Annotated in this window: 10 protein-coding genes and 3 pseudogenes; 2 read left to right on the top strand and 11 right to left on the bottom strand. The window is 66.9% G+C overall.

What is annotated here, in order from left to right; translation table 11 throughout:
- Positions 1 to 180: 180 nt before the first annotated feature.
- Together ACZK2V_RS18475 and ACZK2V_RS18480 are read right to left on the bottom strand one after the other, a co-directional pair.
- On the bottom strand, positions 181 to 612 hold the full coding sequence (locus ACZK2V_RS18475) for a DUF2946 domain-containing protein (RefSeq protein ID WP_486322658.1): 432 nt from the start codon (positions 610 to 612) through the stop codon (positions 181 to 183).
- A 595-nt stretch (positions 613 to 1,207) separates the two neighbouring features.
- Positions 1,208 to 2,190 (bottom strand): annotated as a pseudogene (locus tag ACZK2V_RS18480) (LysR family transcriptional regulator).
- Between the two features lie 207 nt (positions 2,191 to 2,397).
- Here ACZK2V_RS18480 and cysK point away from each other — a divergent pair.
- Entirely contained in the window at positions 2,398 to 3,357 is a 960-nt protein-coding gene (cysK, locus tag ACZK2V_RS18485; RefSeq protein WP_032127874.1) for a cysteine synthase A, read from the top strand.
- A gap of 275 nt (positions 3,358 to 3,632) precedes the next feature.
- The gene (locus tag ACZK2V_RS18490; RefSeq protein ID WP_032127873.1) at positions 3,633 to 4,232 is read left to right on the top strand and encodes an O-acetyl-ADP-ribose deacetylase; all 600 of its coding nucleotides are present in this window, start codon (positions 3,633 to 3,635) and stop codon (positions 4,230 to 4,232) included.
- A 91-nt stretch (positions 4,233 to 4,323) separates the two neighbouring features.
- Here ACZK2V_RS18490 and ACZK2V_RS18495 read toward each other — a convergent pair whose 3' ends face one another.
- From ACZK2V_RS18495 to gap, 9 genes and pseudogenes are all read right to left on the bottom strand, one after another.
- Positions 4,324 to 5,472, bottom strand: a complete 1,149-nt coding sequence (locus tag ACZK2V_RS18495) for an ABC transporter substrate-binding protein (protein ID WP_189719956.1) — start codon at positions 5,470 to 5,472, stop codon at positions 4,324 to 4,326.
- 129 nt (positions 5,473 to 5,601) lie between these two features.
- A complete protein-coding gene (locus ACZK2V_RS18500; RefSeq protein WP_010481439.1) occupies positions 5,602 to 6,606 on the bottom strand; it encodes a class I fructose-bisphosphate aldolase in 1,005 nt (334 codons plus the stop codon).
- Positions 6,607 to 6,802: 196 nt separating this feature from the next.
- Entirely contained in the window at positions 6,803 to 8,269 is a 1,467-nt protein-coding gene (gene pyk / locus ACZK2V_RS18505; RefSeq protein ID WP_032127871.1) for a pyruvate kinase, read from the bottom strand.
- A 180-nt stretch (positions 8,270 to 8,449) separates the two neighbouring features.
- Positions 8,450 to 9,103, bottom strand: coding sequence for an HAD hydrolase-like protein (locus tag ACZK2V_RS18510; RefSeq protein ID WP_154264282.1), 654 nt, complete (start codon positions 9,101 to 9,103; stop codon positions 8,450 to 8,452).
- A pseudogene (locus tag ACZK2V_RS18515) lies at positions 9,100 to 10,273 on the bottom strand (phosphoglycerate kinase). The gene ACZK2V_RS18510 and the pseudogene ACZK2V_RS18515 overlap by 4 nt, the downstream one beginning before the upstream one ends.
- A gap of 668 nt (positions 10,274 to 10,941) precedes the next feature.
- Entirely contained in the window at positions 10,942 to 12,318 is a 1,377-nt protein-coding gene (locus ACZK2V_RS18520; RefSeq protein ID WP_486323339.1) for a DUF3999 domain-containing protein, read from the bottom strand.
- Positions 12,315 to 12,959: a DUF2339 domain-containing protein gene (locus ACZK2V_RS18525; RefSeq protein ID WP_486323340.1), complete on the bottom strand. Its 645-nt coding sequence runs from the start codon at positions 12,957 to 12,959 to the stop codon at positions 12,315 to 12,317. The genes ACZK2V_RS18520 and ACZK2V_RS18525 overlap by 4 nt, the downstream gene beginning before the upstream one ends.
- A gap of 76 nt (positions 12,960 to 13,035) precedes the next feature.
- Positions 13,036 to 14,980: pseudogene (locus ACZK2V_RS18530) on the bottom strand (DUF2339 domain-containing protein); the annotation flags it as partial.
- A 125-nt stretch (positions 14,981 to 15,105) separates the two neighbouring features.
- Complete coding sequence (gene gap, locus ACZK2V_RS18535; RefSeq protein ID WP_010484083.1) at positions 15,106 to 16,110, bottom strand: type I glyceraldehyde-3-phosphate dehydrogenase; 1,005 nt, start codon at positions 16,108 to 16,110, stop codon at positions 15,106 to 15,108.
- Between the last annotated feature and the right edge of the window lie 184 nt (positions 16,111 to 16,294).

The following is a 16,294-nucleotide window of genomic DNA, read 5'->3' on the forward strand; positions in this document are numbered from 1 at the left end:
GTACGTGCCTCTTCGGCAGGCGCAGCGTGGGCCAGTGACGCGGCCACGGCCAGGCCAAGGGCAACCGGCAGGCGCGCAGGCGCCCGCGGGGCGGGAAGTCATTTTCATCGGAACAGCTCCAAAGTACGCACGCGCGCACGGCGCCCGGTCAGGCGTCGTGCGGCAGATTCGATAGGGATATCAGCGGACGAAGGAGAGGTGCGGCGGCCCGCGCGCGGCATGCGCCGGCCAACGCAGCGCCGGCAGCACCTGCTGCGACCACGGGAACACCAGCCGCGGCCGCCACAGCAGCGGCAACAGCAGCACCAGCACCGCCAGCCACGGCAGCAGGCGCATGGCCAGCACGCAGTATTCGCAGGCTTCGCCGTGCATGGCGTGGGGGTCGGGCGGACGGCTGGGCGCGGCCGGCGCGGCGCTGTGCTGATCGTGCCCGGCCATGGCCATGTCGTGCATGTCATGGCCCATGGCGGCGTGGTCCATGCCTGCCATCGCGGCATGCTCCATCGGCTGCGCCTGCAGCGCGCGGCTGACCAGTGGCGCAAGCACCATCAGCAGCGTCGCCAGGACGGCGAGCTGGAGCAGGAGGCGCTGCGGGCGGGACAGGCGGGTCACCCCGCTAGTGTAGAGCCGGGTCCAGGGTTGCCCGTGCGACGAACCGTCGCAGGAGGGGTTTTCGGCAGGGCTGCGCCCTGCACCCGCAGAGGCCACGTCCACGGCAAGAGCCGAAGCAACATCAAAAGCTGGCTTCCTGTGGGTAGGCGGGGTGGGTCCGGTTGCGGGGGCCGCTGCAAGTACGTCCATGTAAGCTCGGTCGCCGCATCCATGCGGCTCACGCCCCCGCAACCGGACCCACCCCGCCTTCGACAGATTTCTGCGATCTGCAGTAGATCCACGCCATGCGTGGATGAATCTCCATCGGAATCGAATATTTCGAATTGGAATCGAAATGCATCCACGCATGGCGTGGATCTACCGTGTCGACCAAGGTCGACACCTACCAACAGCCGCCGGAATCTGTCAGAGGTGGGGCGGTGTCGGAGTGCGGGGTGTCAGCCGCATGGATGCGGCTGCCAAGCTTACAGGGACGTACTTGCAGCGTCCCCGCACTCCGACACCGCCCCGCCAACCCACGGAATGCCGCTTCTGCTGTTGCTGTTGCCTTTGTCCGCAGCAGGTGCAGGGCTGCAAGCCCTGCTCGACCAACCCCTCACACCGTGATGGTCTGGGTCAGTGACTCCCACGTCGGTGGCACCGGCCACGCCGCCGCCTGGTTGCCATCCAGCACCCTGCGCAGATCACGCGGATCGATCTGCGGTGCCAGCACGTGCACCAGCTCCAGCGCGTAATCACGCAGCACGCGATCGCGAGGCAGCACCGCCCAGGCAATGCACTCAGTGATCGGCTCCGGGGCCGGCCACGACCTCAGGTCTTCGTCGTTGGAACTGACCGCCATCTCCGCCAGCAGGCCCACGCCCAGACCGGTACGCACGTAGGTTTTGATCAGGTCGGCATCGAGCGCGGTCAGCGCCAGATCCGGCACCAGGCCGTTCGCAGCGAAGGCGCGCTGCAACGAGGAATTCGGCCGGGTCGAGGATTCGTAGCTGATCAATGGCTGCCGGGCCAGCGCGGCCAGGTCTGGGGCGCGGCCGGCGCGGTCCAGCGGGTGGCCCTTCGGTACCACCACCAGGCGCCGCCAGCGGAACAGCGGCACCGCGATGCCATCGGTGGGCTCACCGCCAGCGGTGCTGATGATCGCAATATCGGCATCACCCTGATTCAAGCGGTCCAGCGCGTCGGCTTCGCCGGCCTGCTGCAGGTGCACGCTCACCTGGGGGTAGGCCTGCTTGATCGCTGCCACCGCCGGCGGCAGCACGAGAGCGCCTGGGTGTGGGTGGTGGTCAGGATCAGCTGGCCCTGGCTCTCGCGGCGCTGGTTGGCCGCGTAGGTGCGGATGTTGTTGGCCTCGGCCAGCACCGCACGAGCGCGGGCGATGACCTCGGTGCCGGCCGGGGTGACCGACTCCAGGCTGCGGCCCTTGCGCACGAACAACAGGAAACCCAGCTCGTCCTCCAGCTGCTTGAGCTGCTTGGACAGACCGGGCTGGGTGGCGTGCACGCGCGAGGCGGCCAGCGTGATGTTCAGCTCGGCGTCGGCGATGGCAACCAGGTAGCGCAGCTGGGTCAGCGTCATGGGAGGCAGGCGGCGTGGGGCGGAGGTCCACTCTAGGGTCAATTGCCGTCACCAGCTTATAACCAAAGGTTGTTTAAGAAAGGTATCTGGTCATTTCCGGGCGTCATATGCCGGCGCTACGGTCAGCCGGCAGCCGCTGGCCTGAACAGCCAGCCCTCCCCCTTCGCCCGCCGAAGCCCGGCGCGGCCCCGTTTCCGGAGCGCTTCCATGGCCCTGTACGACTCCATCCTCGATACCGTCGGCAACACCCCCATCGTCAGGCTGCAGCGCCTGGCGCCCGCGCAGGTCAGCGTCTACGCCAAGGTCGAGTCGTTCAACCCGGGCGGTTCGGTGAAGGACCGTCTGGCGCTGGCGATCATCCTCGACGCCGAGGCACGCGGCCTGCTCAAGCCGGGCGACACCATTGTCGAAGCCACTTCAGGCAACACTGGCGTGGCACTGGCGATGGTCGCCGCCGCGCGCGGCTACAAGTTCGTGGCCACCATGGTCGAGACCTTCTCGGTGGAGCGCCGCAAGCTGATGCGCGCTTACGGTGCCAAGGTGATCCTGACCCCGGCCGCCGAGCGCGGCAGCGGCATGGTGCGCAAGGCGGCCGAACTGGCCGAGCAGCACGGCTGGTTCCTGGCCAGCCAGTTCGCCAACCCGGCCAACCCGGCCTACCACCGCAACACCACCGCCGCCGAGATCCTGCGCGACTTCGCCGGCAAGCGGCTGGACTACTTCGTCAGTGGCTGGGGCACTGGTGGCACGCTTACCGGCGTGGGCGAAGTGCTGAAGGTCGCGCGCCCGCAGACCCGCATCATCGCCACCGAACCGGCCGGCGCCGCGCTGCTGAAGGGCGATGACTGGAAGCCGCACAAGATCCAGGGCTGGACCCCGGACTTCGTGCCGGACGTGCTCAACCGCGATGTGGTGGACGAACTGGTCTCGGTCGAAGATGACCGCGCGATCGCCACCGCGCGTCGCCTGGCTGCGGAGGAAGGCATCTTCGTCGGCATTTCCGCCGGCGCCACCGTGGCCAGCGCGCTGGACGTGGCCGCCCGCGCTGAACCGGGCTCTGTGATCCTGGCAATGCTGCCCGATACCGGCGAGCGCTATTTCTCCACACCGCTGTTCGCCGATGTGAATGAGGGTTCCGACGACGACTGGCTGGCCGGCCTGCCGTGATGCATTGGGTCGGATCCCTTTCCTGCAGGGAAAGGGCTCTGACCCGGTTCGCCAGAACCATGGATCGCAGGGGTCAGAGCCTTTTCCGTGCGGAAAAAAGCTCTGAGCCCTTTCTGCTTCAGCCTGCGTGAAGACGTCGCCCACCATCGTGCGTGAAGGCCGTCGGATCGCAGCGCGTGAGACGGTCATGACGCAGTATCGATGCCCTGTCCCCTACCGTGGGAACAGCCGGCGCAGATGCTGCGCGGAACACCTCACAGGCAGGAGACGGACGCATGAAGATCGAAGTTTGGCAGGGCGATATCACGACCCTGGCGGTGGATGCGATCGTCAACGCGGCCAATGAAACACTGCTCGGCGGCGGCGGCGTCGACGGCGCGATCCATCGCGCGGCCGGGCCGGCATTGCTGGCCGAGTGCGAGCAGTTGCCGGAGCTGCGTCCGGGCGTGCGTTGCCCAACCGGCGAAGTGCGCGCCACCGACGCTTACGCATTGCCTGCGCGGCATGTACTGCACACGGTGGGCCCGGTCTGGCACGACGGCCAGCGCGACGAACCGGCATTGCTGGCCAACTGCTACTGGAAATCGCTGCAGTTGGCCGAGTCGCTGGGCGTGAAGTCGATCGCGTTCCCGGCGATCAGCTGCGGTGTGTATGGCTATCCGCTGTACCAGGCCGCGCAGATCGCAGTGACGGAAACACTGGCGTGGCAGCGCAGCCATGCACAGCCGATGCGCATCGTGCTGGTGGCGTTCAACACTGCTACGGCGAAGGCCTACCAGCAGGCATTGAGCGCCGCGGGACAAAGCACGGACAACGAACCGCGTGGATCGATGCTGCCGCCTCTGGGCGATGCGGGCTTCGCCGCTGCGCACTGAACCGCAGCGCTTCCGGTAAAAGGAAAGGCCGGGCATTGCCCGGCCTTTCCCGTTGCGGCCTTGAGGTCATCCACGCTACGTGTGGATCACCTCAACGGCTGGCTGCTTCCACCGCAGCAGCGGCGTCATCGGCCACGGCAGCAGCTGCATCCGCAGCGGCGCGTGCGGCCGAGGCGGCAGCACCGTCGGCGCTGGCACCTTCGACCTGCACGCGCACTTCCACCAGGCCCGCACCGTTGTTCAGGCTGGACACGTCGACGGTGTAGTGACCTGCCGGCAGCGTCTCTTCCAGGCGTGCATTGGTGCCATTGCCACCGTCGTCGTCGGTCAGCTCGACGTCGCCGCCGACCACGCGCAGCACGGTATCGACCTGGCTGGAAATCGCGTCCAGGCGCACGTCGGCCGGACGATCCAGGGTCAGCAGGAAGCGGCGGCGGCCTTCGTTGTCGAGCATGGTGTACGCGCTGCCCGACTTCGGCAGTGCCGTGCCATCGCGATCCACCAGGTTGCCTGGCAGTTCGATGCGGGTGGCCGACAGGGTGAACATGCCATTGACGCCGTCGCCGAGGCCGCGTGCAGTCAGGGTGTACTTGCCCGGCTTCAGCGAGAGGTTCAGGCGCGAGTTGGTGCTGTCGCCGCCGTCATCGTTCTCGGCATCCACGCCCTGGCCGGACAGCTTCAGCACCGGATCGAAGACATCCGAGACGAGGCGGATCTCGTACAGGCCCGCCTTCTCCACCTGCAGGGTGTAGTCCTGCGAGTTGCTGGCCAGCATATCGACGATCTCACCACTGCCCACCAGCGGCTTGCCGTCGTACGGCTTCAGCTTCTCGGCGCGCAGGCGGTACGGACCAAAGGCGCTCGGACCGTTGGCGTTGACCGCCACCTGGTAGGTGCCGCCACCGTTGGCACGGAAGGCCAGCGAGACATCGCCTTCGCGTTCGTAACCGGTATTGCTGGTGGACACCAGGCTGCCGTTGTTGAACACGGCGATCGAACCGGTCAGTGCGCCGGTGAGCTTCAGGCCGACCAGTTCCCTGTCTTCCAGCTTGATCTGGTACAGCTGGTGATGGCTGCCGTCGTTGAAGTTGATGCCGCTGCGCGAGGTGATCTCGCCGGACACCGGCTTGTCGAAATCGAGTGACGCGGCCTTGCCTGCGTCACCACCGCCACTGATGCGGTTGCAACCGCCGGCGATCAGGACCGTGGCGACGGCCAGTGTGATTGCTGCCAAACGCATGTTTTTTCTCCTTGGCCTTCCATGTATGTCCCGCACACCGGCCCGGTGCGTGGGGGCGGAAAAGATACCCGCAAAAGCAAACGCCGGCGTGATGCCGGCGTTGCCCTGTTCATCCTGCGATGGGACGGATCAACCGTTCCACTTGCCCAGCGCGGCCAGGCCGTTGTCCTTGGCGCGCTCGTACACGGTCTTCTGGGCGGCAGCGTAGTTGCCCTTCATGTCCTTGGCCCACAGCTTCAGCGCGGCCTGCTGCATGGCGCGGCCGTAGGAGAAGCTCAGCGGCCACGGCAGGTTGCCCAGCTGGTTCATCGCGTTCAGATGCTCGGTGGACTGCTCGTCGCTCTGGCCACCGGACAGGAACACCACGCCCGGCAGGATGGCCGGCACGGTGCTCTTCAGGCACATCACGGTCGACTCGGCCACTTCCTCGACGTCGGCCTGCTCATCGCAGCCCTTGCCGGAGATGACCATCGAGGCCTTCAGGATGGTGCCTTCCAGCAGCACGTTCTGCTGGTACAGGGCATCGAACAGCGAACGCAGGGTGGCTTCGGTGACTTCGTAGCAGGTCTCGATGTCGTGGTCGCCGTCCATGATCACTTCCGGCTCGACCATCGGCACCAGGCCGCATTCCTGGCACAGGGCGGCATAGCGGGCCAGCGCGTGGGCGTTGGACTCGATGCAGGTGCCCGACGGAATGCTTTCGCCGATGTTGATCACCGCACGCCACTTGGCGAAGCGCGCACCCAGCTTGTAGTACTCCTGCAGGCGCTCGCGCAGGCCGTCCAGGCCTTCGGTCACCAGCTCGCCCGGGCAGCCGGCCAGCGGGTGCGCACCCTTGTCCACCTTGATGCCCGGAATCATGCCGTGGTCGGCCATGTACTTGGCGAACGGCACGCCGTCCTTGGTCGACTGACGGATGGTTTCGTCAAACAGGATGGCGCCGGAAATGTGCTCGTTGAGCTTCGGCGTGGTCAGCAGCAGTTCGCGGTAGGCACGACGGTTCTCCTCGGTGTTCTCGATACCGACGCCAGCGAAACGCTTGGCGATGGTAGCGGTGGATTCGTCGATCGCGATGATGCCCTTGCCCGGGGCAACCATGGCCTGGGCGGTTTCAGCCAGCTGTTCGATGCTCATGTACTTCCTGTGGCGGGTGCGGGAAAAACGTAAGTATAGCCCCGCCGCCCGTTGCACCGACGTGCAGGGCAGTCTGGAAACGATTCCAATGTCCGCACCGGACAGGCGATGTCCTGTTGCGCCGGGTCACGACCCCTTCGGGGATCTGAGCCCGGGTCGGACCCGCGCAGCGGCTCCGACCCAGGGCCGCCTGGGTTTACAGATCGCCCAGGCCGCTGGCGCGGCCGTCTTCGCCCACTTCCAGCAGGCGCAGGGTGTTGGTCGCGCCCAGGGTTTCCATGTGCTCACCGCTGGTGAACACGACGCGGTCACCGGCCTGCAGCAGTTCGGCTTCCACCAGCAGGCGGATGCTGCCGCGTGCGGCTTCACGCGGAGTCAGGCCACGGCTGTCGAAGTTGATCGGGTAGACATCGCGCATCAGCGCCATCTGGCGGCGTGCACCGTCGTGGCGGGTGACCGCGAACACCGGCGCCTTGGCGCGGAAACGCGACAGGTAGCGAGCAGTGCCACCGGATTCGGTCATCGCCACGATCGCGCGCACGCCCACATGCTGCGACAGGAACATGGTGGCCATGGCAATGGCCTGGTCGGCACGTTCCAGGTTGCGCGGCGAAGCGTTGAAGTCGGTCTCGGTCTGGAACTGGCGCTCGGCCCCCAGGCAGATGCGCGCCATCGCTTCCACGGCCTTGACCGGCCAGGCACCGGCAGCGGTCTCGGCCGACAGCATCACCGCGTCCGTGCCGTCGATGACCGAGTTGGCCACGTCCAGCACTTCGGCGCGGGTCGGAATCGGGCTTTCGACCATCGACTGCAGCATCTGCGTAGCGGTGATGACCACCTTGTTCTGCGCCAGCGAGGCCTTGATGATCTTCTTCTGCAGGCCCGGCAGTTCGGCATCGCCGATTTCCACGCCGAGGTCGCCACGGGCCACCATCACCACGTCGCTGGCCTCGACGATCTCTTCCAGGTTCTCGATCGCCTCGGTGCGCTCGATCTTCGACACCAGCGCGGCATCGCAGCCGTGCGAGCGGGCGATCTCACGCGCGTCGTTCATGTCCTGCGCATTGCGGCAGAACGACACGGCGATGAAGTCGACACCGATCTTGGCGACGATGCCGATCAGTTCCTTGTCGCGCTCGGTCAGCGCGCCCAGCGACAGGCCGCCGCCCTGCTTGTTCAGGCCCTTGCGGTCGGACAGCACACCGTCGTTCAGTACGGTGTTGATGATGCGTTCGCCCTGCACTTCCACCACCTGCAGCTGCATCAGGCCGTCGTCGAGCAGCAGCACATCGCCCGGACCCACGTCCTGCGGCAGGCCGAGGTAGCTCACGCCCACCTGGGTGGCGTCACCCGGGCCGGCGCTGGTGCTGGCGATCAGGTCGAAGCGGTTGCCCGCCTTCAGCTGTACCTTGCCTTCGGCGAAGCGCTCGATGCGGATCTTCGGGCCCGGCAGGTCGGCCAGGATGCCGACTTCCACGCCCACGCGGGCCGCGGCAGCGCGCACTTCGGCAGCACGCTTGGCCTGGCCGGAGGGATCGCCATGGCTGAAGTTCAGGCGCACCACGTTGACGCCGGCGCGGAACAGATCCTCCAGCACGCCCGGCGGATCAGTGGCCGGACCGAGGGTGGCAAGGATCTTGGTGCGACGCTGACGCTCGAACATGGTGAATGGGCCTCTCCCGATAAAGAACGGAAATTAGCACATCCTTCACGCCGCATGTATACGGTTACAGCCTTGTGCTGCCTGACTTCGCGGGTCATCGAACGGACATCGGCCGGACATACGCTGGCGCAGGGTGGAGGTAGCGCCGGGCATGGCCCGGCGTTACCGATCAACGGCGCATCACGCCAGCAGCGCTTCCAACTGCGCCGGTTCACGGGCCAGCTGCCCGGCACCGGCTTCGGTGAGTTCGGCCTCACCGCCAAAGCCCCACAACACACCGACGCTGCGCAGGCCATGGTGACGCGCGCCTTCAATGTCCATGCGGCGGTCGCCGATCATCCAGCACTGCGCGGGCTGCACCTGCAGCCGACGCAGCGCCTCGCCGACCAGTTCCGGCTTGTGGCTGCGCGAGCCATCCAGGGTTGAACCGACGATCTCCTCGAACAGCCCACCGAACGGCAGGTGGGCAAGGATGCGGCGCGCGTGCGGCTCGTTCTTGGCAGTGACCACCGCCAGGCGATGGCCACGACCATGCAGCGTGCGAAGGGTGTCTTCCACCTGCGGGTACACCGTGTGCTCGCGCCAGCCCTCGACGTCGAAGCGCTCACGGTAGTAGCCCACCGCCTGTTCCACCCGCGCCGGTTCACCGAACAGCGGCGCGAAGGTGGTGCGTAGCGACGGACCGATCCAGCCCAGCAGGGTCTCCTGCGGTGGCACCGGATGGTCCATCTTCTGCAGCGCATAGGCGATGCAGGCGGTGATACCCACCTGCGAATCGATCAGCGTGCCGTCCAGGTCGAAGAACAGGACATCCTTGCTGCGATCGGCACTCATGCGCCGCGCGCGTCGAGTGCGGCCACCGCAGGCAGGGTCTTGCCTTCCAGGAACTCCAGGAACGCACCGCCACCGGTGGAGATGTAGCTGACCTGCTGGGCGATATCGAACTTGTCGACCGCGGCCAGGGTGTCGCCGCCACCGGCGATGGAGAACGCCGGCGAACTGGCGATGGCACGGGCCAGCGCTTCGGTGCCCTTGCTGAAGGCCTCGAATTCGAACACACCGACCGGACCGTTCCAGACCACGGTACCGGCCTTCCCGATCAGCTGCGCGTACTGCGCCGCGGTCTGCGGGCCGATGTCCAGGATCAGGTCGTCTTCGGCAACGGCGTCGACCGCCTTCACTTCGGCAAGCGCGTCCGGCATGAACTGCTTGGCGGTGACCACGTCCACCGGCAGCGGGATATCGGCGCCACGCGCCTTGGCATCGGCCACGATCTTCTTCGCGGTGTCCAGCAGGTCCGGCTCGTACAGCGACTTGCCGACGTTGTAGCCGGCGGCAGCGATGAAGGTGTTGGCGATGCCACCACCGACGATCAGCTGATCGACCTTGCCGACCAGGTTGGCCAGCAGTTCCAGCTTGGTGCTGACCTTGCTGCCGGCGACGATGGCCAGCAGCGGCTTGGCCGGTGCATCCAGCGCCTGCGCCAGCGCATCCAGTTCGGCCATCAGCAGCGGGCCACCCGCAGCGACCGGGGCGAAGCGGATGACGCCATGGGTCGAGGCCTGCGCACGGTGCGCGGTGCCGAAGGCATCCATCACGAACACATCGCACAGGGCGGCGTACTTCTTCGACAGGGCTTCATCGTCCTTGCCCTCGCCGACATTCATGCGGCAGTTTTCCAGCAGCACCAGCTGGCCCGGCTGCACGTCGACACCGTCGACCCAGTCGCGCACCAGCGGAACCTCGCGACCGAGCAGCTCGGACAGGCGCTGGGCCACCGGCGCCAGCGAATCGGCTTCGCTCCATACGCCTTCCTTCGGGCGCCCCAGGTGTGAGGTGACCATCACCGCCGCGCCCTGCTCCAGCGCGCTTGAGCGTCGGCAGCGAAGCGGTGATGCGCTGTTCGGAGGTGATGCGGCCATTCTCGATCGGCACGTTCAGATCCTGGCGGATCAGCACGCGCTTGCCGGAGAGGTCGAGGTCGGTCATGCGGACGATGGACATGGGCAACTCTTTGGCTCAGGGACGGGATGCCGGGCTACGGCAGACGGCCATTGTATCGGGTGCGGGTGGTGGGAGGGCCGATGCCTGCGGCAGGCAGAGGCGCACGGCAACAGCAACGGCCGAAGCCAAAGCGCTGGCGCCTTGTGATGCTGGGGCTGGGCCGGGGTGGTGTGGGCTGGCAGGGGACGCCGTAAACCCGTCCTTGGGGGCTTAGCCGCGCCATCCATGGCGCGGATACCCCTGCCAGCCCACACCACCCCGGCCTCGACAGGTTCATGAGGTGATGCGGATGGCAAAGGCAAAAGCAGTTTCTGATGTCGGATGGAGAAAGAAGGGGTCAGATCCGTTTTCCTGCGGAAAACGGATCTGACCCCGATGGCCGTCTCCGCGAACAGCAGCCGAGCGTGGGCTCGGCTCTACAAAGAGCGCGCAGCCAAGCTGCTTTTGCTTTTGCTCTTCATTTTTTTCTTCCGTGGGTGGACGCACACGGAAACCGTCAGAGGCCGGGCGGGTGGGCTGGGCAGGGGTATCCGCGCCATGGATGGCGCGGCTAAGCCCCCAAGGACGGATTCACGGCGTCCCCTTCCCAGCCCACCCGCCCGGCCAAGCACGGCTGTTGCTTTACACGACCAACCCCACCCACGAGGGGCTGCGCCGTTCGCCGGAACCTACGCCGAAGGCGCCGGCTTCTGCCGAAGCAGACTGACCGCCAGGCCGCCAACAACCAACACACCCAGCCCCAGCAACGCCCACAGCAGCCACGACTTCCAGTCGTGCTGCGGCTTCAGTGCCGACTCACCTGCCAGTGGCTCCGGTCTGCCTTCCAGGCGTGCCAGCGTCGGCTGCCACGACGGATCATTGCGCTGTCGCAGCTCCTCGATCAGCACACCGATCGGCGCCTCCATCCGGCGCGCAGTCGAGCTGCCCACCGCCAGCGCATACGGCGCCGCGCCCTGGCTCAGGAACACCAGCACTTCCGGCTGATAACCCAGACGCAGGGTTGGAGCCGTCGCCGTTTCAGCCGGATTTGCTACCAGCTTCCAGTAACGATCCCGATGCACGCCGCCCAGCGGCTGCGCGGCCGATTGCTGACGCTGGCCCTGCGCGCCCTGCTGCAGCTGATAGGCAATCCACGGTGCACTACGGCGCTGCCATTCCGCGCTCTCGTCATCGCGGCTGAACAATGTCCACTGCACCAGGCTGTTGTCGGTGCTGGCCACGTCAGCACGCGCCGCCGGGAAGCGGCCATCCATCTCGAAGGTGTATTCGCCCTTGCGCTTCGAGGTCGGTTCCAGCGACAACCACTCCCACGGCAGTGTGGCCGGTGCCGGCGGCAGCTCGGCCAGCACGCTGCGCAGCGTTGGCAGACGGGCATCACCCTGCGCCAGCACGCGCAGATAGCGCGCTTCACCATCCACCTGCAGACGGCGCTGCAGCAGGCGCTTGCCGGCGCGCTGCAGATCCACCAGCGGAATGTCGCGGCCAATCGCACGCCAGTGCTGCAGGTCGTCGCTGACGTCCAGCTGCACCTGTGCCTGCAACGGCTGGCCACTGTCCGCCCAATCCAGCACCAGTGCCGCCAATGGTTGCTGGCCGAGCACGCTGGCATCGATCAGCCAACCGCCCTGCCCGTTCGCTACCGCACCACCACTCACGCGCGCCTCGACCCGGCGTACGCGGCCATCGGTATCGCGCTCGGTCAGCAACTGCAGGTCGTTGCGCTGCGCTTCGGCCAGCGGCGGCAACGCGAACCACGGCAGCTCACGCTGCACCGGCGGCTGTGCCAGCGGCTGGTCCGGCGCCAGCAATGCCGACGGCAACGATTGGCCGGCGGCATTGAACACCTGCACATCGCCCAGGTCCGCACTACCGGCGCGACGGTAGATCGCCGGTTCCAGCACAACACGGTAGGCACCCGATTGTGCGCTGGACAACGTCAGCGGCCACTGCTCGGCGTACTGGGTACGGTAATCGGCGGCCTGTGCGGTGACGGCGGCCAGCATGCCGAACATCGCCGGCAGCAGCGCCCTGCTCCACGTCTTCATTGTTTTTCCTCCACGGTCGGCGCCGCGCTCGGCGGTGCCGGTGCCAGATAACCCACGACCGTGCACAGCAGGCCGTAAGCGATGAACGATGCGATGCCCAGCAGGTTGCCCAGGTGCTGGCGATCGACGATGACCAGCTTGGCCAGCACCACGCCCATCAGCACCGCACCCACCATCCACAACACGCGCTGGCCACGGCGCGAGCCCCACACCCAGGCAATCACGCCGAGCATGCTCCACAGCACGGTCAGGCTGGTCTGCGCCAGGCTGAAGCGCATCATCGACGCGTTCCACGACAGGCCGCCCCACTGATGCACGCCATGCAGCACAACGCTGGTCAGCGCGACGAAAGTTGCCAGTGACAGCAGCGGCATGCGAATACCCAGCAGCGCCTGCGGCGCCTGATCGCTGTACAGCCAACGCGCCAGCAGCAGCAGGCTCAGCCACTGCCCGATCTCCGCCGGATTCAGCACCGGCAGCCACAGCAGCGGCGCAGCATCGCCCGGCAACAGCTGGCCGGACAGCCAGCCGATCGACAACAGGCCGAACAGCACGCACTGCAGCGGCTGGCGCACGCGGTCGAACGCTGCACCCAGCGGCCAGCGCAGCGCATTCCAGCGCCACAGCGACAGCGCCGCCATCAACAGCCACGGCAGCGTCACCAGCAACGTGGTCCAGCCCTGTGCCAGCCCGGCCTCGCCACCGCCCCACAGGGCCAGCAGCGAAAGCAGCGACGGCCAAAGCAGCCACCACAGGAACTGCGCGATGCGTGCCACGGTATTGCCGCCCTGGCGCAGGCACAGCAGCGTGCGCACGCCCAGCACCGCGAACACCGCCCAGGCCAGCGCGCCGTAGCCGGCGAACGGCTGATGGTGCGCGTCGCTCTGTATCAGCGCCAGTGGGAAGCCCAGCGCCAGCATCGCGAGCGCGGTCATCCCCAGCGCGCGCCGGCTGGCGCCGCTGTACTTCGGCGGCCAGCCATGCGGTAACGGCAGCCAGCACCAGCAGTGCATCCACTTCGGTGCGGTACGGGAAGAACCGGGTGATCTCGTGCACCAGGCCACCCAGCCACCACAGCAGGCCCCACAGGTAGTAGACCAGGGCAATCTCGTGGCGCTGCCTGCGCTGGTAGCTCCAGGCCGACGCGAAGCCGGCAACGGCCAGCAGCAGTGCACCGATCGCGGTCGGGTTGAGCAGGAAGCGCAGGTCCTCATGCCAGTGATCGCCACCGGCCACGAAAGCGAACGCCGCGCCCATCTGCAACAACGCACCGGACACCTGCGGCAGCCAGCGTTTCTGGCGCAGGCCCAGCCAGGCCAGGCCTGCACCTTCCAGCGCGAACACCGCGCCGGTGGCACGCGCCGACAAGGCCAGCGGTACCGCCAGCGTGGCGAAGCCCACCGCCAGCACCGCATGCGACTGCGCCAGCACGGTGTACGACGCGCGCAATCAGTGCCCGCGCCAGTACGGCGTAGATCGCCGCCAGGCCCAGTGCGCACAGCGCCAGCGTCATCGGCTGCTCGTGCAGCATGCCGGCCTGCAGCGAGAAGGCGACCAAGGGCGTACCGAACACCAGGCTGCCGTCGACCAGGTCACGCCGCCCGGCGGGCTGCCGGCGTGCGTACAGCAGCGGGATCAGCAGGTAGAAGGCGAAGAACAGCAGCAGGAACGGCTCGGTGCTGCTGAACTTGTCCGGCGCGTACTGCAGCACGCCCCAGAACGTACCGATGCCGAAGGTGAAGGCGAAGCCCAGCAGGTTCAGCGCGCGCCACGGCCGGAACCAGGCAATGGCGAAGATGCCGGCGTTGAGCACCGCGTAGTAGCTGAACAACCCCACGTGGTTGCCGCTGCCGGTGGACAGCCACAGCGGTGCCATGAAGCCTGCGAGGATGCCCAGCACCGCCAGCGTGCGCGAGTTCTGCACCACCGCCAGCACACACAGCCCGGCCACCAGCGCGATCGAACTGGCGAAGGCAAACCCGGGGTTGAGCAGCTCGAACCGCTTGAACGCGGCGAAGATGGTCAGCAGCAGCACGCCGATGGCACCGCCCTGCAGCGCCAGTGCGAACAAGCGCCGGCGCTCGCGCTGATGCCAACCGAACGCCAGCAGGCCCAGCGCACCCACGGTGACACCGGCCAGGCGCAGCTCGATCGGCAGCACCAGCCAGCCCTGGTCACTGACGTACTTCAACAGCGCGGCAACACCGGCCAGCAGCACCAGCATGCCGATCTTGACCGGCACGTTGCCCTCGGTGAACCAGCGCTTGACCGCTCCGACGCCGCGCTCGATGAAGTTCGGCAGCGTCGGTTCGGAAGGCAACGGCGGCTGGACTGGCACGGAAGGCACCGGCGGTGGTGCGACCGGGCGCAGCGCCTCCGCTGCCGCAGGCACCGGTTCGTGCACCGGCGGCGGCGTTGGCTGGGGCGGTGCAGCAACGGCGACCGGCCGCAGGAACGGTGGATCGGCACTGGCCGCAGGCATGGGCGCAGCCCGTTCTGGTGCAGGCTCGGCTGCAACCGGACGGGCGGCCGGCGCGGCGGCCAAGGCACCTTCCAGCGCGGCCACACGGCGGCGCAGGCCGGCAATCATCACCAGCGCCACCACCAGCAGCAGCGGGATGGCCAGCAGAACCAGTACCACCAGGGCTATCAATGCTTCCATTGCATGCTTCCATTGCAATCCCGCGCCCCAGCGGCAGCGGTCGACCGCCCCATGCTACGACAGGGCTGGCCCCATAAACGACGAACCCCGGCCAGGCCGGGGTCCGCGTGCGATCTTGGCCAGCCTTACTTGGCGGCGACGACCTTGGCCATTTCCAGGCACTTGTTCGAGTAGCCCCACTCGTTGTCGTACCAGGTGACCAGCTTGACGAAGGTGCCGTCCAGGGCGATGCCGGCTTCGGCGTCGAACACCGAGGTGCAGGTCTCGCCGCGGAAATCGGTGGCCACGACCTTGTCTTCGGTGTAGCCCAGGATGCCCTTCAGCGGGCCTTCGCTCTGTGCCTTCACTTCAGCGCAGATCTCAGCGTAGGTGGCTTCCTTTTCCAGCTCGACGGTCAGGTCGACCACCGACACGTCCGAGGTCGGGACACGGAAGCTCATGCCGGTCAGCTTCTTGTTCAGTTCCGGGATGACCACGCCGACGGCCTTGGCCGCACCGGTGGACGACGGAATGATGTTCTCCAGGATACCGCGGCCACCACGCCAGTCCTTGTTGGACGGGCCATCGACGGTCTTCTGGGTAGCGGTAGCCGCATGCACAGTGGTCATCAGGCCACGCTTGATGCCCCACTTGTCGTTGATGACCTTGGCCAGCGGGGCCAGGCAGTTGGTGGTGCACGACGCGTTGGAGACGATCGCCTGGCCGGCGTAGGTCTTGTCGTTCACGCCGTAGACGAACATCGGCGTGTCGTCCTTCGACGGAGCCGACATGATGACCTTCCTGGCGCCGGCATCGATGTGCTTCTGCGCGGTTTCCTTGGTCAGGAACAGGCCGGTGGATTCAATCACCACGTCCACGTCCACTTCGTTCCACTTCAGGTTGGCCGGGTCGCGTTCCTGGGTCAGGCGGATCTTCTTGCCGTTGACCAGCAGGTCGTTGCCCTGCACCGCCACGTCAGCCTTGAAACGACCGTGCACGGAGTCGTACTTGAGCATGTACGCCAGATAGTCCGGCTCCAGCAGATCGTTGATGGCCACGATTTCGATGTCGTCGCCGAAGTTCAGCACCGCCGAGCGCAGGACGTTACGCCCGATGCGACCGAAACCGTTGATACCAACCTTGATTGCCATGTTCTCAAGCTCCTGCGGCCGCGACGGGTGCGGCGGGATGGATAGGGCCCACAAGTCTAGCAAACCGGGGCTGGCCACCGCCGGCCAGCCCCGGCAGGCAGCAGGCCGGCGGACAGGATTTGATCCGGATCAAAGCGTTAGCGCGATGTGAGGCCGAGACTGGCTGCATCCACCCAGCAACGAG

It is taken from the genome of Stenotrophomonas sp. 93052_Sma (assembly GCF_056481145.1).

What these genes read in the sequence shown, in the direction of transcription:
- ACZK2V_RS18525 (WP_486323340.1), bottom strand. Translation starts at nt 12,959, where the DNA reads ATGGCGGCGCTGTCGCTGTGGCGCTGGAATGCGCTGCGCTGGCCGCTG.
- ACZK2V_RS18510 (WP_154264282.1), bottom strand. Translation starts at nt 9,103, where the DNA reads ATGAGTGCCGATCGCAGCAAGGATGTCCTGTTCTTCGACCTGGACGGC.
- gap (WP_010484083.1), bottom strand. Translation starts at nt 16,110, where the DNA reads ATGGCAATCAAGGTTGGTATCAACGGTTTCGGTCGCATCGGGCGTAAC.
- pyk (WP_032127871.1), bottom strand. Translation starts at nt 8,269, where the DNA reads ATGTTCGAGCGTCAGCGTCGCACCAAGATCCTTGCCACCCTCGGTCCG.
- cysK (WP_032127874.1), top strand. Translation starts at nt 2,398, where the DNA reads ATGGCCCTGTACGACTCCATCCTCGATACCGTCGGCAACACCCCCATC.
- ACZK2V_RS18495 (WP_189719956.1), bottom strand. Translation starts at nt 5,472, where the DNA reads ATGCGTTTGGCAGCAATCACACTGGCCGTCGCCACGGTCCTGATCGCC.
- ACZK2V_RS18520 (WP_486323339.1), bottom strand. Translation starts at nt 12,318, where the DNA reads ATGAAGACGTGGAGCAGGGCGCTGCTGCCGGCGATGTTCGGCATGCTG.
- ACZK2V_RS18500 (WP_010481439.1), bottom strand. Translation starts at nt 6,606, where the DNA reads ATGAGCATCGAACAGCTGGCTGAAACCGCCCAGGCCATGGTTGCCCCG.
- ACZK2V_RS18490 (WP_032127873.1), top strand. Translation starts at nt 3,633, where the DNA reads ATGAAGATCGAAGTTTGGCAGGGCGATATCACGACCCTGGCGGTGGAT.